The sequence below is a fragment of the Comamonas sp. JUb58 genome, from assembly GCF_004364775.1.
In the GTDB taxonomy this organism is placed as follows: domain Bacteria; phylum Pseudomonadota; class Gammaproteobacteria; order Burkholderiales; family Burkholderiaceae_C; genus Comamonas.
This window is the reverse complement of the sequence record NZ_SOAL01000010.1, coordinates 62,408-86,133: the sequence shown is the minus strand read 5'-3', so window position 1 is coordinate 86,133 and position 23,726 is coordinate 62,408. Positions and strand designations below refer to the sequence as shown.

Sequence of the window (23,726 nt, the reverse complement as noted above, 5' to 3'; positions counted from 1 at the left end):
ACCAGAAAGCCCCACGATGACCGATACCCATGCTGCGCCCGCGCCTGCGGATGAGGCCTTGCACCAGGTGGTGATGGCCGACACCGTGAACTGGCTGGAAAAAGCCGTCATCGGCCTGAACCTCTGCCCCTTTGCCAAGGGCGTGCATGTCAAGGACCAGATCCACTATGTGGTGAGCGATGCGCAGGATGCCGAAGCGGTAGCGCATGATCTGCACCGCGAGCTCGAAGCGCTGGCCGAAGCCAATCCGGACAAGCGCGATACCACCCTGCTGATCCTGCCACTGGCCTTGCATGATTTTCTGGATTTCAACGATTTCCTGGAAATCGCTGACGAAATGATCGAAGAGCTGGATCTGGGCGGCATTCTGCAGGTGGCCTCGTTCCACCCTCTGTTCCAGTTCGAGGGCACGACGGTCGATGACGTGACCAACTGCACGAATCGCTCGCCATACCCCATCCTGCACCTGCTGCGCGAGGAGAGCATCGACAAGGCCGTCGAAGCCTTCCCCGAAGCCGATGCGATTTACGAAAAGAACATGGACACGCTCGATGCGCTGGGTCTGGAAGGCTGGCTGGATCTGGGCGTCGGCCCGCGCTGCCCCTTCCCGCACCAGGATGCGCCCAGCGATAAGGCCAAGGAATGAAAACGATGAAAGCACCGCGCGCCGCAGGCCGTAGCACCCCCAAGCCCGCCGCCCCCGATGTCGCCCAGCAGCTGGAGCTCAAGCCCGGCCAGTCGATTGAGCTGCTCAAGGCGCTGCACATCCTCACGCGCGATGGCAAGCTGAACCAGGATTCGCGCCGCAAGCTCAAGCAGGTCTATCACCTCTACCAGTTCATCGAGCCTTTGCTGACCGAGCTGTCGGCGCAAGACCACCCGGTCAGCCTGGCCGACCATGGCGCCGGCAAGTCCTACCTGGGTTTTATCCTCTACGACCTGTTCTTCAAGAACCTGGGCCGTGGCCATATCTACGGCATCGAAACCCGTGCGCCGCTGGTCGAGGCCTCGCAGCAGCTGGCGGCCGATCTGGGTTTTGACCGCATGTCGTTCCTGAACATGTCGGTCGCCGATTCGACCCGTACCGATGCGGTGCCCGAGCGCTTTGATGTGGTCACCGCGCTGCATGCCTGCGATACCGCCACCGATGACGCCATCGCCTTTGGCCTGGAAAAGCATGCCCGCGCCATGGTACTGGTGCCTTGCTGCCAGGCCGAAGTAGCCGCATGCCTGCGCCAGAACAAGGCCATGAGCCTGTCGCGCACGCCCCTGGCCGAACTCTGGCGCCACCCCATCCACACCCGCGAGATGGGCAGCCAGATCACCAATGTGCTGCGCTGCCTCTACCTGGAAAGCCAGGGCTACCAGGTCACCGTGACCGAGCTGGTTGGTTGGGAACACAGCATGAAGAACGAGCTGATCTTGGCCAAATACACCGGCCAGAAAAAGCGAGCAGCGGCTGAACGCTTGCAACAGCTCTTGGTCGAGTTCGGTCTGGACCAGTCCCTGCAGCATCGGTACCGCCTGGATTAATTGGCAGTTTGTGCGGGCGTGGCGCGGCTTGGACCCTGTTCAAAGTCTCCTCGCGCCGCGACAGTGTCTTTGCGAGATGGGATGCGAGGGGGCGCCCAGCCGCGCAACACCGCAGCAATAGCCGCGCTATTGCGAGGATTTGCAACGACGCAGACCGCTCCCTACCCGGGCAGCGCAAAGCCACTGTCCCTACGGGTTGGAGTGAAATCGGGCGATTTCTGCGCGCTGGCCCTTGCTTGCACCCCGGTGCAAGCGGCGGACCATCGCTTCGAACTCATCCCGATTGCACTCCAACGCGGCTGCGTAGAGACTTTGAACAGGGACTTATAACGCACAAACTTATCGCATCGATGACAGTGCTGTGACGTCATCGGAGATTCACAAAAGTCGCTGTGCCGCTTTCTAGACTGGGCCTTCCCTACGGTGGTTCAATAATCTGGAGAGTCGAAGCGATGAGCAAATCCATTTCCGACAAGGTCGTCCGCAACACGGACGGCAACACCCCTTTCAGCACCATTCTCGAAGCGAACATGTCGCGCCGTCTGGTGATGCGCGGCAGCCTGGGCTCGGCCCTGGCGCTGTTTGCCGGTGCCAGCATTTCCGCCTGCGGTGGCGGCAGTGATGGCGATGATGACAAGGCCGTCAAGCTCGGCTTTGCGTCGCTGCCCAACTCGATGACGGATGCCTGCGTGGTCCCCGCCGGCTACGTGGCCTCGGCCATCGGTGCCTGGGGCACGCCGCTCAACGACCAGGCAGCGCCCTGGAGCAATGAAGGCCGCAACACCTCGCAGGATCTGCTGCACTCCACCGGCATGCACCATGACGGCATGCACTACTTCCCGCTGGCCGGCAGCTCAAGCGAGGGCCTGCTGGTCGTCAACCACGAGTACATCGACGAAAAAGCCTTGCACCCGAACGGCCCCACTTCGGTGGACGGCAAGCGCCCGGCAGAAGAGGTGCGCAAAGAGGTCAATGCCCATGGCGTTGCCGTGATGCATGTGCGCAAGCAGGGCAGCCAGTGGGAGATCATCCAGAACTCGCGCTACAACCGCCGCTTCACTTCGGCCACGCCGATGAACCTGTCCGGCCCTGTGGCGGGCACGGACTGGGTCAAGACGCCGTTTTCCACCGCAGGCACCCAGGTGCGCGGCACCAACAACAACTGCGGCAATGGCACCACCCCTTGGGGAACCTACATCACCGCCGAAGAAAACTGGGCCGCCTGCTTTGTCAACACCGGCGAGCAAACCGCCGCGCAAAAGCGGGTGGGCGTGCAGGCCAAGCTGGGCCGCTACCAGTGGGAAACAGCCGCCGGCGATGCGACGGAGCAGCAAGGCGAATTTGCCCGCTTCAACATCACCGCTACTGGCGCGGATGGCCTGCAGGACTGGCGCAACGAGGTCAACGGTTTTGGCTACCTGGTCGAGATTGATCCCTATGACCCCGGCAGCACGGCCACCAAGCGCACCGCGATGGGCCGCTTTGCTCACGAAGGCGCTGCCTACGGTATCCCGGTAGCCGGCAAGCCGCTGGCCTTCTACAGCGGCGATGATTCGCGCTTTGAGTACATCTACCGCTTTGTGTCCGAAGCGCTGTGGGACCCCAAGGATGCCGCGCGCAGCGACCGCATTGCCGTGGGCAACAAGTACCTGGACAAGGGCACCCTGTACGTGGCGCGCTTTGATGCCGAAGGCAAGGGCGAATGGCTGGCGCTGACCCCTGCCACCAAGGGCAAGGACGGCCGCAGCCTGGGCGAGGCCTTTGGCAATATCGATGCCATCCTGATCAACACCCGTGGCGCGGCAGACTTTGTCGGTGCCACACCGATGGACCGCCCCGAGTGGACAGCCGTGCACCCCAGCAATGGCGATGTCTACCTGACCCTGACCAACAACACCAGCCGCAATGCCGAGCGCGGCACCAATGCCGCCAACCCGCGCCTGAACAATGTGAACGGCCATATCGTGCGCTGGCACGACGACGCCGGTGCCAACACCTTCCGCTGGGACATCTTTGTCTTTGGCTCTGATGCCGCCTCCAACGCCGACACCAACCGCTCGGGTCTGACCGAGCTGAACCAGCTCGCCAGCCCCGATGGCATTGCTTTCGATGACCGCGGCATTCTGTGGATCCAGACCGACAACGGCATCGATGGTGGCCGCAACAATGCGGTTGCCAAGGCCACCAACGACCAGATGCTGGCCGTGGTGCCGGGCGCGCTGAAGGATGCCAAGGGCACAGGCCCGGTCATCAACGCCGCCAACCAGGCCGAGCTGCGCCGCTTCTTTGTCGGCCCGAACGAGGCCGAGATCACCGGCTTTGCCTATACGCCCGACCACACCAGCATCTTCCTCAACATCCAGCACCCGGTGAACTGGCCCGCCTATGGCACGGCCGATGCCACCCGCGCGCCTGAGGGCACGGTGCGCCCGCGCTCGTCGACGGTGGTGATCCAGAAGGTGGACGGCGGCCCGATCGGCGTGTGATCCGCTAGCCGCGCTGCATAGAAAAAGCCGCCGACCCTGGGCGTCCAGGATCGGCGGCTTTGCTGTGTACGCTTGGGTGGATTAGCCTGCGGTCGCGCCCGAGGTCTTCACCACTTGCTTCCACTTTTCGTTTTCAGCAGCGATAAACTTGCCAAATTCGGCCTGCGATTCGGTCACCACTTCGCCGCCCTGGTCGCCAATTTTTTTGATCACGTCAGGCTTTTGCAACACCTTGATGATGGCGGCATGCAACTTGGCCTGCACATCGGCGGGCGTCTTGGTGGGGGCGAACAGGCCAAACCAGGAGGTGGCTTCGTAGCCGGGCACGCCTGCTTCAGCAACGGTTGGCACATCGGGCAGCTCGGGCGAGCGCTTGGCGGTGGTCACCGCCAGGGGGCGCAGCTTGCCAGAACGCACGTGCTGGATCGCAGAGGGCATGTTGTCAAACATGATCGCAATCTGGTTGCCCAGCAGGTCGGTCACGGCCGGTGCGCTGCCCTTGTAGGGGATGTGGATCATGTCGACCTTGGCCATCATCTTGAACAGCTCGCCCGACAGGTGGATGGAGCTGCCGCTGCCCGAGGAGCCAAAGTTCACCTGGCCGGGGTGGGCCTGGGCATAGCTGATCAGCTCCTTAACGTTCTTGAAAGGCTGCGCAGGGTTGGCCACCAGCAGGTTGGGCACATTGGCCACGCGGGTCAGCGGCACAAAGTCCTTGTTGGGGTTGAAGGGCATCTTCTTGTAGAGCCATTCATTGATCGCATGGGTACCCACGGTGCCCATGAAGATGGTGTAGCCATCGGCCGGCGCACGTGCAGCAAACTGGCCGCCGATATTGCCACCGGCACCGGCGCGGTTGTCGATGATCACCGGCTGGCCCAGTTCTTCGCCCAGCGACTGGCCAACGATGCGGGCCAGGATGTCGGTGGTGCCACCAGCCACAAAGGGCACGATCAGCGTGATGGGCTTGTTCGGGAAGGCCTCGGCCGCAAAGGCTGCTGGCTGCAGGGCGGCGCCCAGGCTGGCAGCGGCAATGGCTTGCAGCACGGTGCGGCGGGCGTTGAAACGGATGGTGTTCATGGGTATCTCCAAAGCAAGGTGAAAAAGGCTGCCACTTGTTTTGTCAATGCTTGTTGGGTCTCGCGTGACAGCCGGAGGAAGGGACGGTCTGGCGTGTTTTATGGCCAGAAGAGGGAGGAGCCGATATAGATGGCCCCCACGACGAACATCGAGACCACGGTGTAGCCCATGATGTCCTTGAGCTTGAGCTTGGACAGCGCCAGTGCAGGCAGGATCCAGAAAGGCTGCACCAGGTCGTTCCAGCCATTGCCCAGCATCACCGACATGGCGGTATGGGCCTGCGATGCGCCCAGGGTCTTGGCCGCTTCGATCATGAAGGGGCCTTGCAGCACCCAGTGGCCGCCGCCCGAGGGCGCAAAGAAGTTGATGAAGAAGGAGCTCACCAGGCCCCACAGCGGCAGGGTGTAGGCGGTCGAGAAGCTCACGAACACATGGGCGATCGATTCGACCAGGCCCGAGGCATGCATGATGGCCATGATGCCGGCGTAGAACGGGAACTGCAGAATGATGCCGCCAATGGTCTTGACGCCTTCATTGACCTTTTCCACATACTTCATCGGCGTGCCCAGCAGCAAGATGCCCAGGAACAGGATGAAGAAATTGATCATGTTCAGATCGAGGCTGCCGTTCTGCACAAAGTGCATGACCACAAAGGCCATGCCGGTCAGGCCAATCAGCCAGCTCAGGATGCGGCTGTTGTTCAGGCGGCCGGCAAAGGTCTTTTCATCGCCCAGCAGGTTGGCGGCCGATGGGCCCTTGGCTTCTTCGTTGCTGGCCAGCTCGGGGCTGATTTCGGTGACTTTTTCACCGGCTTTGGGGTGCATCGCGGCATTGATCAGCGGCAGCACAATCAGCACGACCAACGCGGTCAGCAGGATGTGGGGCGAGAAGATGGTTTCGCTCAGCGGGATGATGCCCATCTGCTTTTCAAAGCTGTGGCCCTTGGTGGAGATCAGCACCGGAATGGTGGCCGACAGCCCCAGGCTGTACATCGTGAAGCCGGTGTAGGCCGAGGCGATGATCAGCGGGTAGTGCACACCCTTGACGCGCACGGCCAGCTTCTTGGCCATGATGCCGCCAATCACCAGACCAAAACCCCAGTTCAGGTAGCTGCCCACGCAGCCCACGATGGTGGCCATGATGATGGCGCCACGCGGCGTGTGCACCATGCCGGCAATGCGGTTGAGGAAGCGGTCCACCACCGGCGCAGCGGCCAGCACATAGCCCATCACCAGGATCACCGCCATCTGGGTGGTGAAAGCCAGCAGGCTCCAAAAGCCCTTGCCCCAGTCCTGCACCACCAGGTTGATGGGCCGGCTCTCCACGGCAAAGGCCAGCACCATGGTCAGCAAGGTCAGCAAAATCGCGAACACAAAGGGGTCGGGCAGATACTTGCGCATCAGCTCGGTGAAAAAAGCGGTGATTTTTGACATCAATGTCTCTTGTTATCGATGGAAGGAGCAAAGCCGGGCCCGCAACAGACAGGCCCGGCCAAAAGGGCTAGACCGGTGCCACGCCCACGGTCATGCCGCCGCAGACATAGAGCGCCTGGCCGGTGACAAAACCGCTGCGCTCGTCGAGCATGTAGGCCACGGCATGGGCCACGTCGTCGGGCGTGCCCACGCGCTTGACGGGCACGGACTGGATGATCTTTTGCGTGCGCTCGGCGCCTGGCGGGTTGGCCTTGTCGAACAGCTCGGTACGGATGGGGCCGGGGCCGATCGCATTGGCGGTGATGCCCCATTGGCCCAGCTCCAGCGCCCAGACGCGGGTCATGCCGATCAGGCCGGCCTTGGTGGCGGCGTAAGCCGTGCGCAGGTCCTTGCCCAGCGCCGCGCGCGAGGACATGTTGACGATGCGGCCAAAGCGCGCCTCCTGCATGCCCGGCAGCAAGGCCTGCATGCACTGGAAGGCGCAGCGCAGGTTCAGCGATACGGCGAGGTCGAACTCGGCCAGGGTCTGGCTGGCGGCGTCGTTGGGCACCACGATGCCAACGTTGTTCACCAGGCGGGTGATGGGGCCGCCAGCGAGCGCTTCGTTCAGCGCACGTGCCGTGTCTTCGGCACTGCTGAGGTCGGCCTGGATCGCGACAAAGCCGGCCGGCACCTGGTCAATCTGGCGGTCGATGATGACCGGGTCATAGCCATCGGCATGGCAGCGCAGCGCAGCGGCTGCACCAATGCCAGCGCCGCCGCCGGTAATGAGCACGCGGGGGCGTGCGGAGGTCGATGGAGTCGTTGGAGTGGACATAGAGGTTTCCAAGAAAGGCGTCACAGGCAGCACTGGCCGGCCACATAGGCCTTGCGCCAGCGCGTGATGCGCACCTGGGCAAACAGTGCAGCCTGGTAGAAGGGATCGGATTCGATAAAGGCCTGGGCGGCTTCGCGCGTGTCCAGGTCCACCACATAGAGGCCACCGCCCATGTCGCTGCCGTCGTCCTGCAGCTTGGCGCCGCAGGCCAGCAGCAGCTCCGCGTTGCGTGCCAGAAAGTCCAGGTGCGCCGGGCGGTGGGCCTGGCGCACGGCCTGGTGTTCGGGCTTGTCGAAAGTCTCAATGATGTAGGGCATGGTGGCTCCGGGGTAGGGTGTGGCAGGCGAGCCTGGGCTGCTGCCGCGGTAAAGCGGTTCTCTGAAGGCCGGTCTCAGACCGTGGCAATCGGGGTCACGGGCGAGGCAATGGCGCCGGGCAGGTTCAGCGGTGGGGCGGTCAGCAGAAAGCGGCTGCGGCCATGGGCACGTAGCCACTGCGCCAGCGGCGTCAGGTGCCAGAGCTCGCCCAGATGTAGGCCCAGTTTGAACAGGCAGTGCTCATGCAGCGGCAGCGCCGCGCAGCAATCGGCACCGGGCTGCGCCGGGTGCGCTTCGACGGCATAGTTGTCGGCCGCAATCACGGCGATCTGGCTGTCGCTGATCCACTGCAGCAGCTTCTCGTCGCGGCCATTGAGCACCGCGCAGCTGTTGTTCAGCACCACCGGGTCGGGGTTCTTCTGCATCGCCAGCACGGCCTGGGCAAAACCGGTGTGCAGGCAGAGCATGTCGCCGGGCTCGATCTCCAGGCGGTCGGCCTCGATCACACGCATCCACTCGTCGTAGCCGATCAGGCTGCGGGCATCGCCGTAGTGCGCATGCAGGTCCATCATCACGCCTCGGCCTTGCACGCCGTTCTGCGCCATGCCCTCAATGCCCAGCGCCTTGGCGCAGCTGGTGCTGCCGCTGCTCTCGGCCGTGGGCATGCCGGTGTCGCTGACCAGCAGCGGCCCCAGCACATCACGGCCAGCGGCAAAACCGTTGTAGTAGAGCGGCTCGGGAACGCCGTCGCCATTGGCATCGAACAGCTGGCCGGCATGGGCCAGGCCATCCCACTGGGTGGAGTACTGCAGCGACAGCACGGCCATGTCGTCGGACAGCACATCGGTGCGGCCGGGCTCCAGGTCGCCAAGCAGGCAGTTGAAATTGACCAGGCCATTGCGCTGCAAGGGGCGCAGCACAGGCGGCTTGCGGTTGGGGTTGAGCGCGCTGCCGCCGGGGTAGTCGAGCGGCAGGCTGAGCGAAAAGCGCAGGCCTTCCTGCACCTCGGCAACGCCTTGGCGCACCTTGGCGGCCGTCAGCAGGTTGAGGCGGCCCAGTTGGTCATCGGGGCCGAAGTCGCCCCAGGTCGATCCTGCAGGGCGCTGCTTCCAGCGTGGATTGGCATCGGACATGCTTGTCTCCTTGGTTGAGGAAGGGCTGCAGCGGGCGATTGTTGTTCTTGGTACCCGTCTGCATGGTTCAAGGCGGCTGCCTCAGTGTTTTTGCAAAAAGCTGCCCAGTGCCAGGTCAAAGGCCTGGGGCACTTCGAGGTTGGACAGGTGCGAGGCCGGCACCGTCGCCAGCTCCGAGCCGGCAATGGCGGCATGCATGGCCTCGGCATCGGCCACCGTGGTGACCGGGTCGGCGCTGCCGCCAATCAGCAGGGTGGGGGTCTGGATGCGGGCGATATCGGCACGCAGGTCTTCCACGGCCAGGGCCTCGCAGCAGCTGGCATAGCCTTCGGGGGCAATGCCGGCAATCCAGGCCTGGGCGGTCTGCACCACCTGGGGCTGGCTGGCGATAAAGCCTTCGGTGAACCAGCGGCTGGGCGATGAATCGGCCAGGGTCTGCATGGCTGCTGCGCCATTGGCACGCACCAGGGCAGCGCGGTCGCGCCAGCCGGCTTCGGCGCCAATCTTGGCGGCGCTGTTGGCCACGGTGATGCTGCGCATGCGTGCGCCGGCATGCACGCCCAGCCACAGTCCGGTGAGGCCGCCCATCGAGATACCGCAGAAATGGGCCTGGTCGATGCCCAGGCTGTCGAGAATGGCCAGCACATCGCCGCCCAGTTGGGCGAACTGGTAGGGGCCAGGGCTCACGACGCTGGCACCGTGGCCACGGGTGTCATAGCGCAGCACGCGGTACTGGCTGCTGAAGGTGCGTGCCTGGGCGTCCCACATGTCCAAGGTGGTGCCCAGCGAGTTGGAGAAAACCAGCACCGGCGCGCCCTCGGGGCCTTGCAGATCGATGTTGAACATGCCGGTCGCAGTGGTGATTTGTTGTGTTGCCATGGCGTTCTGTCCTTCAAAAAGTGCCCCTGCATCGCTGCGCGGGCGTGGCTGCGCCAAGGCGGGCTAGGCAGCAGCGCTGGTGTTTTTAGGGGGGAGGGTGTCGGGAGATGCGGGGCAAGGCGCGGCCTTTGCAGGCCTGCGCTTGCCGCCGCAGTGGAGCGTCAGACTTTTTCGAGAACCACGGCAATGCCCTGGCCGACGCCGATGCACATGGTGCACAGCGCGTAGCGGCCACCCAGTGCATGCAGCTGGTTGACGGCGGTGGTAGCGAGGCGTGCGCCCGATGCGCCTAGCGGGTGGCCCAGCGCAATCGCGCCGCCCCATTGGTTGACGCGTTGGTCGTCATCCGCAATGCCCAGGTCGCGCAGCACGGCCAGGCCTTGGGCGGCAAAGGCTTCGTTCAGCTCGATGACATCCATGTCGGCCAAGGTCAGGCCGGCCAGTGCCAGCACCTTGCGCACGGCAGGTGCCGGGCCAAAGCCCATGATGCGCGGTGCCACACCGGCAGTCGCCATGGCCACCACACGGGCGCGAGGGGTCAGGCCGTATTGCTGGGCAGCTTCTTCATTGGCCAGCAGCAGGGCGCAGGCGCCGTCGTTCACGCCCGAGGCATTGCCGGCCGTCACGGTACCGCCTTCGCGCACCACGCCCTTGAGCTTGGCCAGCGCTTCGATCGTGGTGGCGCGGGGGTGCTCGTCCTGGCTGATCACCAGTGCATCGCCCTTTTTCTGCGGAATGGTCACGGCCACGATCTCGCGGGCCAGGTGGCCAGCAGCGATGGCCGCTGCGGCCTTTTGCTGCGAGGCTAAAGCCATGCGGTCCTGGGCTTCGCGCTCGATCTTGAAGTCGTCGGCCACGTTCTCAGCCGTCTCGGGCATGGAGTCCACGCCGTACAGCGCCTTCATCTGCTTGTTGACAAAGCGCCAGCCAATGGTGGTGTCGTAGACGGCATTGTTGCGGCTGAAGGCGGATTCGGCCTTGGGCATCACAAAGGGTGCGCGGCTCATCGATTCCACACCACCGGCGATCATCAGGCGTGCTTCGCCGGACTTGATGGCGCGGGCAGCGGAGCCCACGGCATCCAGGCCCGAGCCGCAGAGACGGTTGACGGTGGCGCCGGGCACGTCGATGGGCAGGCCCGCGAGCAGACTGGACATGCGGGCCACATTGCGGTTGTCTTCGCCGGCCTGGTTGGCGCAGCCGTAGATCACATCGGTCACTGCCGTCCAGTCCACACCGGGGTTGCGCTCCATCAGCGCCTTGATGGGCACGGCGCCCAGGTCATCGGTGCGCACACCGGCAAGTGCGCCGCCGTAGCGGCCAAAGGGGGTGCGCACGGCGTCGCAGATATAGGCGTTGGTCATCTTGGTCTCCTTGGATGAATACAGATCGGCGCTGCGCTTACAGCAGGCGCAGGCCAATCATTTTTTCGAGTTCGGCCTTGTCCAGACCTACAACGGTGTCGATGAGCTTGAGGCCCTGGTCGGTGACCTCGATGGTGGCCACATCGGTGTAGATGCGCTTGACGCAGCCAATGCCGGTCAGCGGGTAGCTGCATTGCTTGACGATCTTGCTCTCGCCCTTCTTGGTCAGCAGGTCCATCATCACCCAGGTCTGCTTGGCACCAATGGCCAGGTCCATCGCGCCGCCCACGGCGGGAATGGCACCGGCTTCACCGGTGCTCCAGTTGGCCAGGTCGCCGTTCTCTGCCACCTGGAAAGCGCCGAGCACGCAGATGTCGAGGTGACCGCCGCGCATCATCGCAAAGCTGTCGGCATGGTGGAAAAAGCTGCCGCCTGCCAGCAAGGTGACGGGCTGCTTGCCGGCGTTGGTGAGGTCATAGTCTTCCTCGCCAGCGGCGGGTGCCGGGCCCATGCCCAGGATGCCGTTTTCCGACTGCAGGATGACTTCGCGGTCCTTGGGGATGTGGTTGGCCACGGCCGTCGGCTGGCCAATGCCCAGGTTCACGTAGGCGCCGTCATTGATGTCCTGCGCCACGCGGGCGGCCAGTTCGTCTTTCGTGCGTTTTTGGTAGCTGCTCATGGTCTTGTCTCCTGCTTCAGGCTGTTTTTTTGAAGCCACCGGCTTGCGTGGCAACGCGCTCGATCTTGATGACCTGGTTGACATAGATGCCAGGGGTGACCACGGCCTCGGGGTCGAGCTGGCCCAGCTCCACGATCTCATGCACGGTGGCAATGGTGTACTTCGCAGCGGTGGCCATCACCGGGCCAAAGTTGCGTGCCGACTTGCGGTAGGTCAGGTTGCCCCAGCGGTCGCCTTGCTCGGCCTTGATCAGCGCCACATCGCCATAGATGGGGTACTCCAGCACATAGTGCTTGCCATTGATCTCACGCGTTTCCTTGCCGGCGGCCAGCTCGGTGCCGTAGGCGGTGGGGCAGAAGAAGGCGCCGATGCCGGCACCGGCAGCGCGCATGCGCTCGGCCAGATTGCCCTGGGGCACCACTTCGAGCTCGATCTTGCCGCTGCGGTAGAGCTCGTCAAACACATAGCTGTCGACCTGGCGCGGAAAGCTGCAAATGATCTTGCGCACGGCGCCGGTCTTGAGCAGGGCCGCCAGGCCCGTGTCGCCATTGCCGGCGTTGTTGTTGACCACCGTGAGGTCGCGCGCACCCTGTGCAATCAGGCCATCAATCAGGGCCGCCGGAATGCCGGCGGTGCCAAAGCCGCCGATGAGCACGGTCGAGCCGTCCTGGACGCGGCTGAGGGACTCGGCAATCGAGTCCGAAATCTTGTTGATCATCTTGTCTCCTGGTTCTGAACACGGGTCGCAACAGGCTGCTGATCCCGCTGCGGCATGGTCGCGCTGCGCTGTGGCAGTGCCTGTACCGCGTGCGACAAATGCAATGCCAAGGCTGCCTGCGCGAGACTTGGGAATGCATTTGAGAGGATCGGCGGCCCTTAGGGCGTTCCTGCAAAACTCCCTGCCGTGGTCTGCACGCGGGCTCGGGCGATCTGCTGCGTTGTCTTTCTTGTCAATAGCTGGCTATTGACTGCAAAAGACGCCTTGCATCTCATCCCGATCCGCGTCCATCCCGCTTGGCGAGGGTTTTGCAGAACCTCCCAGAGGCTCTTAATAGAAATGTTCGTATATAGAACATTAGTTCGCTAAAAGAATTATAGACTGCCGGATAATCCGCTACCCGATGTCCCTGCGATTTGCTTTTGTATTGCCAGGGATCCGCTCCACGCCAACGACCACGATTGCGGCCTATGAAAGAAGAAGACCCGACCCTCCGCCCCAGTGACAGCTATGTGCAGTCCTTCGCGCGCGGGCTGGAGGTCATCCGCAGCTTTGGCGCGGCAGCGCCGCGCCAGACCTTGACGGAAGTGGCCGAGGCCACCGGCATGACGCGGGCCGGGGCGCGCCGCATTCTGCTGACCTTGCAGACCCTGGGCTATGTGCGGGTGGAGGGCCGTTTGTTTGCGCTCACGCCGCGCATCCTGGATCTGGGCTTTGCCTATCTGTCGTCGATGCCGGTCTGGAACCTGGCCCAGCCGGTGATGGATGCACTGGTCGAGCAGACGCATGAGTCCTGCTCCATCGCGGTGCTCGATGGCCAGGACGTTGTCTACGTGTTGCGCGTGCACACGCACAAGATCATGAGCACCAACCTGGGCATGGGCTCGCGCCTGCCGAGTTTCTGGACGTCGCTGGGCCGGGTGCTGCTGGCCGAGCTTCCGGAGCAAGAGCTGCAGCCCTTGCTCGATGGTCGTGACCGCACGATGTTCACCCGTTTCACCATTCAGGACGATGCCCAGTTGCTGACTGAGCTGGCGCAGGTGCGCGCGGAAGGCTGGTGCCTGCTCAACCAGGAGCTGGAAGAGGGCCTCACCTCGGTCGCTGCCCCCATCCGCAATGCCAGCGGCCAAGTCGTTGCTGCGATGAACATCAGCGGCCAGGCCAACCGCACCACGCCCGAGATCATGCAGGGCGAGCTGCTGCCCCAGCTGTTGCAGGCGGCCGGGCGCGTCTCGGGCCTGCTGGGCTACCAGGCGGGCCGGGGCATTGGCGGCAAGCTGGCGCCCCGCTGAGCCGCAGGCGCGGCTCCTTATTTCCTCTTCTTTGCTTCATGGCGCCGCCGGGTGCCGGCTGAGCTGCGCCCTGTCGCAACCCGGGTAGCCCTTGGCTGAGGGCGGGATTCGATGGCCTTGCGCCGCGCCATGCACGGGCTGCGATCGCGCGCAGCCTGCATCCGTACTGCACTTCAGCCATTTCTTAAGAAAACCTGAAGAAGTCTTAAGAAACCGCTTGCTGTGGCTTTGTCGCCTCTGTGTATCCCATTCTTAAAGATATGTAAATGAGAACCATTTTCCTCTTTAAGATGTGCGAGCTTTTTCACGGTGGTAGCCAACCAGAGTGCGGATTTCCCATGCGGTACAGCCAGACCGAACACATACCAAGGCAATAAAGGAACTGGAATGGCTTTCAAAACCCAACCCGTGGTGGCAGCAGTGGCGCTGCTGTGCGCGGGCTATGCAGCGGCGCAGCAAGCGCCGGCTGAGACGACCTTGCAGGAAGTGCGCGTGCAGGGCGATACCGCAGCGGATGTGGGCTATGCAGCGCCCACGGCCAAGAGCGCTACCAAGATTGAAGCGCCTTTGCGCGATATTCCGCAAACCGTGAACGTGGTGCCCCAGCAGCTGATGCGCGACCAGGCAGTGCAGTCGATGCAGGACGTGCTCAAGGCTGTGCCCGGCATTGGCCTGTCGCATGGCGATGGCCAGCGCGACCAGGTGACGATCCGTGGCTTCTCTGCCATTGCCGACCAGTTTGTCGATGGCGTGCGCGATGACGCGCTGTACTTCCGCGATCTGTCCAATGTCGAGCAGGTCGAAGTGCTCAAGGGCCCGGCATCGGTGCTGTACGGCCGGGGCTCTTCGGGTGGTTTGATCAACCGCATCACCAAGAAGCCCGGCATTGACCGCAGCGAAGTGGGCCTGACCCTGGGTAGCTGGAACCAGCGCCGGGGCGAGTTTGACCTGGCACGTGCGCCACAGGACAGCATCGTCTCCTACCGCCTGACCGGCGCCATCGAGCGTGCCGACAGCTACCGCGACCAGCAGTTTCTGGACCGCAAGGCGCTGGCTGGCTCGGTGCAGTTCAAGTTCAGCGCGGACACGCAGCTGCTGCTGCAGGCCGACTACCTCAAGGACAGCCGCCTGACCGACTTTGGTATCCCCGCCTTCCAGGGCCGCCCGGTGAATGTGTCGCCCCGCACCTACTATGGCGCGGCCAATGCCCGTGATACCGATGTGAGCACCTCGGAGGTGTACTCGGCTTCGGCCACCTTGAGCCACCGCTTCAACGACAGCCTGAGCCTGCGCAATGTGCTGCGTTACTACGATTACACGCTGGACCGCAGCAACACCCTGGTCGGCTCGGTCAATGAGAAGGCGCAGACGGCGACCCTCAACCGTGGCCATCTGGAGCGCGACGAGCATGGCTTTTTCAACCAGCTGGAACTGACGCAGAAGCTGGACCTGGCGGGCATGCAGCACCAGGTGCTGTACGGGCTGGAGCTGGGCCGCCAGAACAAGGGCCTGCTGAGCATCAACCAGAACAATGTGGGTACGGTGTCGCTGTTCAACCCGGTGCTGCCGGTCGTCTCGCCGGTGCTGACGGCTGCACCTTCGGCCAACAACGACAGCGTCTTCAGCGTGGCCAGCGCCTATGTGCAGGACATGGTGACCCTGGCCCCGGAATGGAAGCTGCTGGCCGGCGTGCGCTATGACCGCTTCCGCCAGGAAACCGACAACTACACGCCAGGCAGCGTCAACCTGGGCCGCACCGATGTGGCCTGGAGCCCGCGCGTCGGTCTGGTCTACCAGCCCAGCAATGCACTGTCGTACTACGTGTCGTTCAGCAAGTCGTTCCAGCCCTCGGGTGAGACCTTTGCACTGGCGGCCAACAATGCCCAGCTGGCGCCTGAGAAGACCACCAGCCGCGAGGTTGGTGTGAAGTGGGATCTGCTCGACGGCAAGGCCAGCGCCAATGCTGCGCTGTTCGAGATCGAGCGCACCAATATCAAGAGCGTGGACCCCGTCAGCAACACCCTGGTGCCGCTGGGCGTGCAGCGCACCCGAGGCCTGGAGCTGAGCTTTGCCGGTGACCTGTCCCAGGGCTGGCAGATCTGGTCGGGCTATGCCTACCTGCTGAGCGAGATGACCTCGTCGCCAGCGGTGGATGCCGGCCAGGCGGTGGAAGGCAAGCGCGCCACCCTGACGCCCAAGCACAGCGCCAATATCTGGGTAACCAAGGCCCTGGGCCATGGCTTTGGCGCCGGTGGCGGCATCAACTATGTCGGCGCGCGTTTTGCCAACCCCGGCAATACCGTCGTGCTGCCAGGCTACGTCACCCTGGATGCCATGGCCTACTACCGCCTGAACAACGTGGACCTGCAGCTCAAGCTCAACAACCTTCTGGACAAGCGCTACATCGTGGCCGGCCACGGCTCCTCGCCCAACCTGAACCTGCCGGGCGCGCCGCGCTCAGTGCAACTGGTGGCGCGTTACCGCTTCTAAGCTGCAAAGCCGTTATGGAAAAAGGCCATCTGCCGTGCGCGGATGGCCTTTTGTCGTTGATGTTGGTGCTGAGAAGCGTTGGGGCAGTCTGTATGCGCAAGGTGCTTGCGAATCGAGGGCTCCGTGCTGCGATTGGGTGCTGCAGAGGGCAGAGCGTTGATAATGGAGCGGCTTCTCCTCTGCCGTCCTTTGCCGACGTTTTCACCATGGCCCGCCTTCCCCGACTCAGTCTTCCTGACATGCCGCACCATGTGCTGCACCGGGGCAACAACCGGCAGACGGTTTTTGTCGATGACGAGGATTTCCAGCATTTCAGCGATTTTCTGCGCCAGCTGGCGCAGACCCATCTGGTGGCAGTGCATGCCTTTGTGCTGATGCCCAACCACTTTCACCTGCTGATAACACCTCAGACCGAGCAGGGCCTGCCGTTGCTGATGCAGGCGCTGGGCCGGGCCTATGTGCGTTATTTCAATGCCCGGCACGGGCGCAGCGGCACTTTGTGGGAAGGGCGCTACCGCTCGACGGTGCTTGAACCGGCCGAGCCGTTGCTGCAATGCATCATCTATATCGATTCCAACCCGCAGCGCGCAGGCCTGGTTGCCAAGGCGGAAGACTACCCCTGGTCCAGCTGTGCGCACCATTTGGGTGCAAGACCGCTGGCCTGGTTGCGCGATCCGGCCGCTTTCTGGGCCTTGGGCAACACCCCCTTTGCGCGGGAGGCCCGCTACGCCCAAATGCTGGCCTATGGCCTGTCGCAGCGCGAGTCTGGCGCGCTGACCGATGCCGTGCAAGGCGGTTGGGCGATGGGTAGTGAGGACTTCGTGCAATCCCTGCAGTCCAAAACGGTGCGCAGGTTGCACAAAAAGAGTGCGGGTCGTCCTCGTTTGGTAGCTCCCTCCGACGAATGAATTAAAAATGTCATATAAATCAACGATAATTTTGCTGATTTAAATATGACCCTAATTAATTGTTGAGAAAAATCATTTGAAAATAATTAGTATCTGACCCTAAATAAAAATCTTGCTCGGGTATTGCCAGCTGCTCTACATTGACCTTCCCGCGATAGATTATTTGAAGGATTGCGCCATGTCGGCTTCTGCACGCGAGCACATGCAAGCTCAGGGTCTGTATGACCCGACTCTGGAACACGATGCCTGCGGCGTCGGTTTTGTGGCCCACATCAAGGGCCAGAAGAGCCATGCCATCGTGACCCAGGCTCTGAAGATTCTGGAGAACCTGGACCACCGGGGTGCGGTGGGTGCCGACAAGCTGATGGGGGATGGCGCCGGTATCCTGATCCAGCTGCCTGACGCGCTCTACCGCGACGAGATGGCCGCCCAGGGCGTCAAGCTGCCGCCGTTTGGCGAATACGGCGTGGGCATGGTGTTCCTGCCCAAGGAACATGCATCGCGTCTGGCTTGCGAGGAAGAGCTGGAGCGCGCCATCAAGGCCGAAGGCCAGGTGCTGTTGGGCTGGCGCGATGTGCCGGTCAACCGCGAAATGCCGATGTCGCCCACCGTGCGCGAGAAAGAGCCGGTCATCCGCCAGGTGTTCATCGGCCGTGGCGCCGATGTGATTGTGCAGGATGCGCTGGAGCGCAAGCTGTATGTGATCCGCAAGACCGCCAGTGCCGCCATTCAGAACCTGCAGCTCAAGTACAGCAAAGAGTACTACGTGCCCAGCATGAGCAGCCGCACCGTGATCTACAAGGGTCTGCTGCTGGCCGACCAGGTGGGCACCTACTTCCGTGATCTGGAAGATGAGCGCTGCGTCTCGGCGCTGGGCCTGGTGCACCAGCGCTTCTCGACCAACACCTTCCCCGAGTGGCCACTGGCCCACCCTTACCGCTATGTGGCGCACAACGGTGAAATCAACACCGTCAAGGGCAACTACAACTGGATGCGCGCCCGCGAAGGCGTGATGAGCTCGCCGGTGCTGGGCAACGACCTGCAAAAGCTCTACCCGATCAGCTTTGCGCACCAGTCCGACACGGCCACCTTCGACAACTGCCTGGAGCTGCTGACCATGGCGGGCTACCCGCTGGCCCAGGCCGTGATGATGATGATTCCCGAGCCATGGGAACAGCACGCCACGATGGATTCGCGCCGCCGCGCATTCTATGAATACCATGCCGCGATGATCGAGCCCTGGGATGGCCCTGCATCGATCGTGTTCACCGATGGCCGCCAGATCGGCGCCACCCTGGACCGCAACGGCCTGCGCCCTGCGCGTTACTGCGTGACCGACGATGACTTCGTCATCATGGGTTCCGAATCGGGCGTGCTGCCTGTGCCTGAGCACAAGATCGTGCGCAAGTGGCGCCTGCAGCCCGGCAAGATGTTCCTGATCGATCTGGACCAGGGCCGTCTGATCGACGACGAAGAAGTCAAGTCTTCGCTGACCAATGCCAAGCCCTACATGCGCTGGATCGAAGACCTGCGCATCCGCCTGGACGATGTGGTCAAGCCCGTGGCTGGCGAATCGCAGGTGGACCAGCAGGCCAAGGCTTCGCAAGAGTTCGGCGCGATTGCCGATGAGCAAAAGTCGCCTGAGCTGCTGGACCTGCAGCAAGCCTTTGGCTACACCCAGGAAGACATCAAGTTCCTGATGAGCCCGATGGCGGCCAACGGCGAAGAAGGCATTGGCTCGATGGGCAATGACAGCCCGCTGGCCGTGCTGTCGGACAAGAACAAGCCGCTCTACAACTACTTCCGCCAGATGTTCGCGCAGGTGACCAACCCGCCGATCGATCCGATCCGTGAAGCGATCGTGATGAGCCTGGTGTCCTTCATCGGCCCCAAGCCCAACCTGCTGGACATCAACCAGGTGAACCCGCCGCTGCGTCTGGAAGTGACCCAGCCGGTGCTGGACTTCACCGACATGGTGAAGCTGCGCAACATCCGCTCGCACACCGCTGGCAAATTTAGCTCGGCCGTGCTTGACATCACCTACCCGCTGGAATGGGGCAGTGAAGGCGTGGAAGCGCGCCTGGCATCGCTGTGCGCACAAGCGGTTGATGCGATCAAGACCGGCAACAACATCCTGATCATCAGCGACAAGGGTGTCAGCAAGGACCGCGTGGCCATCCAGGCACTGCTGGCGCTGTCTGCCATCCACCAGCACCTGATCCGCGAAGGCCTGCGTACGGCCTGCGGCCTGGTGGTGGAAACCGGCACCGCCCGCGAAGTGCACCACTTCGGCGTGCTGGCCGGCTACGGTGCCGAAGCCGTGCACCCCTACCTGGCGCTGGAAACGATCACCTCGATCCACAAGCACCTGCCTGGCGATCTGTCGGCAGACAAGGCGATCTACAACTACATCAAGGCCATCGGCAAGGGTCTGTCCAAGATCATGTCGAAGATGGGTGTGTCCACCTATATGTCCTACTGCGGTGCGCAGCTGTTCGAGGCCGTCGGCATCAACAGCGAAACCATCGACAAGTACTTCACCGGCACCTCCAGCCGCGTCGAAGGCCTGGGCGTGTTCGAAATCGGTGAAGAAGCCATCCGCCGCCACAAGGCAGCCTTTGGCAACGACCCGGTGCTGGCCACCATGCTGGACACCGGTGGCGAATACGCCTGGCGTGCCCGTGGTGAAGAGCATATGTGGAGCCCCGATGCGATTGCCAAGCTGCAGCACTCGACCCGCGCCAACAGCTTCAACACTTACAAGGAATACGCGCAGCTGATCAACGACCAGAGCAAGCGCCACATGACCTTGCGTGGCCTGTTCGAGTTCAAGATCGACCCTGCCAAGGCCATCCCGGTCGAGCAGGTCGAATCGGCAGCCGAGATCGTCAAGCGCTTTGCCACCGGCGCCATGTCGCTGGGCTCGATCAGTACCGAAGCCCACGTGACCCTGGCCGTGGCGATGAACCGTATTGGCGGCAAGAGCAACACCGGCGAAGGCGGTGAAGACCCCGCCCGTTACCGCAACGAGCTCAAGGGCATCCCAATCAAGCAGGGCGAGTCGCTGGCATCGATCATCGGCAAGGACCAGATCGAATCCGACTACGTGCTGCAAGACGGCGACAGCCTGCGCTCGCGCATCAAGCAAGTGGCATCGGGCCGCTTTGGTGTGACGGCTGAGTACCTGGCCTCTGCGGACCAGATCCAGATCAAGATGGCGCAGGGTGCCAAGCCCGGTGAAGGCGGTCAGCTGCCAGGCGGCAAGGTGACCGAGTACATCGGCAAGCAGCGATACTCGGTGCCTGGTGTGGGCCTGATCTCGCCCCCACCGCACCACGACATCTACTCGATCGAGGACTTGGCCCAGCTGATCCACGACCTGAAGAACGTCGCCACGCATTCGACCATCAGTGTCAAGCTGGTGTCCGAAGTGGGTGTGGGCACGATTGCCGCCGGCGTTGCCAAGTGCAAGGCCGACCATGTGGTGATCGCCGGCCATGACGGCGGCACGGGCGCATCGCCCTGGTCGTCGATCAAGCATGCAGGCTCGCCTTGGGAAATCGGTCTGGCCGAAACCCAGCAGACCCTGGTGCTCAACGGCCTGCGCAGCCGTATCCGTGTGCAGGCAGACGGCCAGATGAAGACCGGCCGCGACGTGGTGATTGGTGCGCTGCTGGGCGCTGATGAGTTCGGCTTTGCCACCGCACCGCTGGTGGTCGAGGGCTGCATCATGATGCGCAAATGCCACCTCAACACCTGCCCGGTGGGCGTGGCCACGCAAGACCCCGAGCTGCGCAAGAAATTCAGCGGCAAGCCCGAGCATGTCGTGAACTTCTTCTTCTTCATCGCCGAAGAAGCGCGCCAGATCATGGCCCAGCTGGGTATCTCCAAGTTCGACGACCTGGTGGGCCGTGCTGACCTGCTGGACATGAAGGCCGGTATCACCCACTGGAAGGCCAAGGGTCTGGACTTCAACCGTCTGCTGGCCCGTGCCGAAGTGGCGGACGATGTGCCGCTGTACCACACGCAAAACCAGGACCATGGTCTGGAAAAGGCCTTCGACAACATCCTGATCGAGAAGTCGCGCCCCGCCATCGACAAGGGCGAGCGGGTCAAGATCCTGGAGACCGTGCGCAATGTGAACCGCACCGTGGGCGCCATGCTCTCGGGCGCGGTGACCAAGGTGCATGCCGAAGGCCTGCCTGACGACACCATCCACATCCGTGTCGAAGGCACGGGCGGCCAGTCCTTTGGCGCCTTCCTGTGCAACGGTATCACCCTGTACCTGGTCGGCGACGCGAACGACTACACCGGCAAGGGCCTGTCCGGCGGCCGCGTGGTAGTGCGTCCGAGCCTGGATTTCCGTGGCGAAGCGCACAAGAACATCATCGTGGGCAACACCGTGATGTACGGCGCGACCACCGGTGAGGCCTTCCTGAGCGGCGTGGCTGGCGAGCGCTTTGCGGTGCGCCTGTCGGGTGCCACGGCCGTGGTCGAAGGCACGGGTGACCATGGTTGCGAATACATGACCGGCGGCACCGTGCTGGTGCTGGGCAAGACCGGCCGCAACTTTGCAGCCGGCATGAGCGGTGGCGTGGCCTACGTCTATGACGAGGACGGCCAGTTCGCCAGCCGCTGCAACACGACGATGGTGACCATGGACAAGGTGCTGAGCCAGTCCGAGCAAGAGGCCAGCATCGACAAGGGCATCTGGCACAACGGCCAGACCGACGAAGCGCAGCTCAAGCGCCTGCTCGCCGACCACCTGCGCTGGACCGGCAGCAAGCGTGCCCGTGATCTGCTGGACAACTGGGCGGAAGTGCGCAGCAAGTTCGTCAAGGTCTTCCCAACCGAGTACAAGCGCGCGCTGGGTGAAATCCATGCCCGCGCCGAAGCCAAGGCGCAGGTCGCCAAGGCCAAGACCTCGGCCAAGAAGAGTGTGGACGCCGCCGCAAAGTGAGGCCCCTGGCGGCCTGGCCGCCAAGCACCCAGCCCCTTATTAATGACCACGATTGCTGTCCCCGCCAACGCGGCGCGGGCAGCAGCCAAGCAAGAGATCCGATCATGGGAAAAGTCACAGGCTTTATGGAATTTGCGCGTATCGACGAGGGTTATGCACCCGTTGAAGATCGCCTCAAGCACTACAAGGAATTTGTTGTTGGCCTGAACTCGCAGCAGGCCAAGCAGCAAGGCGCGCGTTGCATGGACTGCGGCACGCCGTTCTGCAACAGCGGCTGCCCGGTCAACAACATCATTCCGGATTTCAACGATCTGGTGTACCGCGCCGATTGGGCGGCAGCCTTTCATGTGCTGGACTCGACCAACAACTTCCCCGAGTTCACCGGCCGCATCTGCCCCGCGCCTTGCGAAGCAGCTTGCGTGCTGAACATCAACAACGACCCGGTGGGCATCAAGTCCATCGAGCACGCCATCATTGACCGCGCCTGGGAAGAAGGCTGGGTGCAGGCGCGCCCCGCCAAGCACCAGAGCGGCAAGAAAGTGGCCGTGGTCGGCTCCGGCCCTGCCGGCATGGCCGCTGCCCAGCAGCTGGCCCGTGCAGGCCATGCGGTGACCCTGTTCGAAAAGAACGACCGCATTGGTGGCCTGCTGCGCTACGGCATCCCTGACTTCAAGCTCGACAAGCTGCACATTGACCGCCGCGCTGCCCAGCTGGAAGCCGAAGGCGTAACCATCCGCACCGGCGTGCTGGTGGCCGGCAAGGACGGCCTGGGCAAGGACAGCAAGGTCACCAACTGGGCCAAGGAAACGGTCTCGCCCGAGCAGCTCAAGTCCGAGTTTGACGCGGTGCTGTTGACCGGTGGCTCCGAGCAGTCGCGCGATCTGCCCGTGCCCGGCCGTGAGCTGGACGGCGTGCACTACGCGATGGAGTTCCTGCCCCAGCAGAACAAAATCAATGCCGGCGACAAGATCAAGGGCCAGATCCGTGCGGATGGCAAGGACGTCATCGTCATCGGCGGTGGCGACACCGGCAGCGACTGCGTGGGCACCAGCAACCGCCACGGCGCCAAGAGCGTCACCCAGTTCGAGGTGATGCCCATGCCGCCCGAAGAGGAAAACAAGCCCCTGGTCTGGCCTTACTGGCCGATCAAGCTGCGCACCAGCTCCAGCCACGAAGAAGGTGCTGTGCGTGAGTTCGCGATCTCGACCAAGACCTTCAATGGCGACAAGGGTAAGGTCAAGAGCCTGACCACCGTGCAGGTCGAGTTCAAGGACGGCAAGCTGAGCGAAGTTAAGGGTACCGAAAAGGAATGGCCTGCCGACCTGGTGCTGCTGGCCATGGGCTTTGTGAACCCGGTCTCGCCCGTGCTGGAAGCCTTTGGCGTCGACAAGGACGCCCGTGGCAACGCCCGTGCCACCACCGACTTCACCGGCGGCTACGCCACCAATGTGGACAAGGTGTTTGCCGCCGGCGACATGCGCCGTGGCCAGTCGCTGGTGGTCTGGGCCATCCGCGAAGGCCGCCAGGCTGCCCGTTCCATCGACGAGTACCTGATGGGCTGGAGCGATCTGCCGCGCTAAAACCGGTAGCCACTCACCGACCCAAGACCGCAGCCGAGGCTGCGGTCTTTTTTTGTG

At 63.1% G+C, this 23,726-nt stretch carries 18 protein-coding genes; 8 read left to right on the top strand and 10 right to left on the bottom strand.

Translation table 11 applies throughout. The features are described from left to right. Positions 1 to 16 precede the first annotated feature (16 nt). The 3 genes from EDF71_RS12470 to EDF71_RS12460 all read left to right on the top strand — a co-directional run bounded on the left by EDF71_RS12470 (position 17) and on the right by EDF71_RS12460 (position 4,019). The gene (locus tag EDF71_RS12470) at positions 17 to 646 is read left to right on the top strand and encodes a DUF1415 domain-containing protein (protein ID WP_133856908.1); all 630 of its coding nucleotides are present in this window, start codon (positions 17 to 19) and stop codon (positions 644 to 646) included. A gap of 5 nt (positions 647 to 651) precedes the next feature. Continuing rightward, entirely contained in the window at positions 652 to 1,533 is an 882-nt protein-coding gene (locus EDF71_RS12465) for an SAM-dependent methyltransferase (RefSeq protein ID WP_133856907.1), read from the top strand. A 452-nt stretch (positions 1,534 to 1,985) separates the two neighbouring features. Then, positions 1,986 to 4,019, top strand: coding sequence for a PhoX family phosphatase (locus EDF71_RS12460; protein WP_133856906.1), 2,034 nt, complete (start codon positions 1,986 to 1,988; stop codon positions 4,017 to 4,019). 81 nt (positions 4,020 to 4,100) lie between these two features. Here EDF71_RS12460 and EDF71_RS12455 read toward each other — a convergent pair whose 3' ends face one another. From EDF71_RS12455 to EDF71_RS12415, 9 genes are all read right to left on the bottom strand, one after another. Beyond that, the gene (locus EDF71_RS12455) at positions 4,101 to 5,099 is read right to left on the bottom strand and encodes a tripartite tricarboxylate transporter substrate binding protein (RefSeq protein ID WP_133856905.1); all 999 of its coding nucleotides are present in this window, start codon (positions 5,097 to 5,099) and stop codon (positions 4,101 to 4,103) included. A 98-nt stretch (positions 5,100 to 5,197) separates the two neighbouring features. Continuing rightward, positions 5,198 to 6,532, bottom strand: coding sequence for a TIGR00366 family protein (locus EDF71_RS12450; protein ID WP_133856904.1), 1,335 nt, complete (start codon positions 6,530 to 6,532; stop codon positions 5,198 to 5,200). Between the two features lie 67 nt (positions 6,533 to 6,599). After that, positions 6,600 to 7,349 carry an SDR family oxidoreductase gene (locus EDF71_RS12445; RefSeq protein WP_133856903.1) on the bottom strand — a complete coding sequence of 250 codons (750 nt, stop codon included), beginning with the start codon at positions 7,347 to 7,349 and terminating at the stop codon, positions 6,600 to 6,602. Positions 7,350 to 7,369: 20 nt separating this feature from the next. After that, positions 7,370 to 7,666, bottom strand: coding sequence for a YciI family protein (locus tag EDF71_RS12440; RefSeq protein WP_133856902.1), 297 nt, complete (start codon positions 7,664 to 7,666; stop codon positions 7,370 to 7,372). Between the two features lie 74 nt (positions 7,667 to 7,740). Then, a complete protein-coding gene (locus EDF71_RS12435; protein WP_133856901.1) occupies positions 7,741 to 8,799 on the bottom strand; it encodes a cyclase family protein in 1,059 nt (352 codons plus the stop codon). An 81-nt stretch (positions 8,800 to 8,880) separates the two neighbouring features. Further along, positions 8,881 to 9,678 (bottom strand): 3-oxoadipate enol-lactonase, encoded by a 798-nt coding sequence (gene pcaD, locus EDF71_RS12430; RefSeq protein WP_133856900.1) that lies wholly within the window; start codon positions 9,676 to 9,678, stop codon positions 8,881 to 8,883. Between the two features lie 161 nt (positions 9,679 to 9,839). Then, the gene (gene pcaF, locus EDF71_RS12425; protein WP_133856899.1) at positions 9,840 to 11,042 is read right to left on the bottom strand and encodes a 3-oxoadipyl-CoA thiolase; all 1,203 of its coding nucleotides are present in this window, start codon (positions 11,040 to 11,042) and stop codon (positions 9,840 to 9,842) included. 37 nt (positions 11,043 to 11,079) lie between these two features. Then, positions 11,080 to 11,721, bottom strand: a complete 642-nt coding sequence (locus EDF71_RS12420; RefSeq protein WP_133856898.1) for a 3-oxoacid CoA-transferase subunit B — start codon at positions 11,719 to 11,721, stop codon at positions 11,080 to 11,082. A 16-nt stretch (positions 11,722 to 11,737) separates the two neighbouring features. Beyond that, positions 11,738 to 12,439 (bottom strand): 3-oxoacid CoA-transferase subunit A, encoded by a 702-nt coding sequence (locus EDF71_RS12415; RefSeq protein ID WP_133856897.1) that lies wholly within the window; start codon positions 12,437 to 12,439, stop codon positions 11,738 to 11,740. A 470-nt stretch (positions 12,440 to 12,909) separates the two neighbouring features. Here EDF71_RS12415 and EDF71_RS12410 point away from each other — a divergent pair, with 470 nt between their 5' ends. Next, a complete protein-coding gene (locus EDF71_RS12410) occupies positions 12,910 to 13,731 on the top strand; it encodes an IclR family transcriptional regulator C-terminal domain-containing protein (RefSeq protein ID WP_133856896.1) in 822 nt (273 codons plus the stop codon). A gap of 173 nt (positions 13,732 to 13,904) precedes the next feature. Here the strand turns inward: EDF71_RS12410 and EDF71_RS12405 are convergent, their stop codons facing one another. After that, complete coding sequence (locus EDF71_RS12405; RefSeq protein ID WP_133856895.1) at positions 13,905 to 14,129, bottom strand: hypothetical protein; 225 nt, start codon at positions 14,127 to 14,129, stop codon at positions 13,905 to 13,907. Here EDF71_RS12405 and EDF71_RS12400 point away from each other — a divergent pair. The 4 genes from EDF71_RS12400 (at position 14,119) to EDF71_RS12385 (ending at position 23,669) form a co-directional block, all read left to right on the top strand. Further along, entirely contained in the window at positions 14,119 to 16,221 is a 2,103-nt protein-coding gene (locus tag EDF71_RS12400) for a TonB-dependent siderophore receptor (protein ID WP_133856894.1), read from the top strand. The genes EDF71_RS12405 and EDF71_RS12400 overlap by 11 nt on opposite strands. Positions 16,222 to 16,427: 206 nt before the next feature. After that, positions 16,428 to 17,129, top strand: a complete 702-nt coding sequence (locus tag EDF71_RS12395; protein WP_133856893.1) for a transposase — start codon at positions 16,428 to 16,430, stop codon at positions 17,127 to 17,129. A 178-nt stretch (positions 17,130 to 17,307) separates the two neighbouring features. Continuing rightward, a complete protein-coding gene (locus EDF71_RS12390) occupies positions 17,308 to 22,089 on the top strand; it encodes a glutamate synthase-related protein (protein ID WP_133856892.1) in 4,782 nt (1,593 codons plus the stop codon). A gap of 104 nt (positions 22,090 to 22,193) precedes the next feature. Continuing rightward, the gene (locus tag EDF71_RS12385; RefSeq protein WP_133856891.1) at positions 22,194 to 23,669 is read left to right on the top strand and encodes a glutamate synthase subunit beta; all 1,476 of its coding nucleotides are present in this window, start codon (positions 22,194 to 22,196) and stop codon (positions 23,667 to 23,669) included. Positions 23,670 to 23,726: the final 57 nt, after the last annotated feature.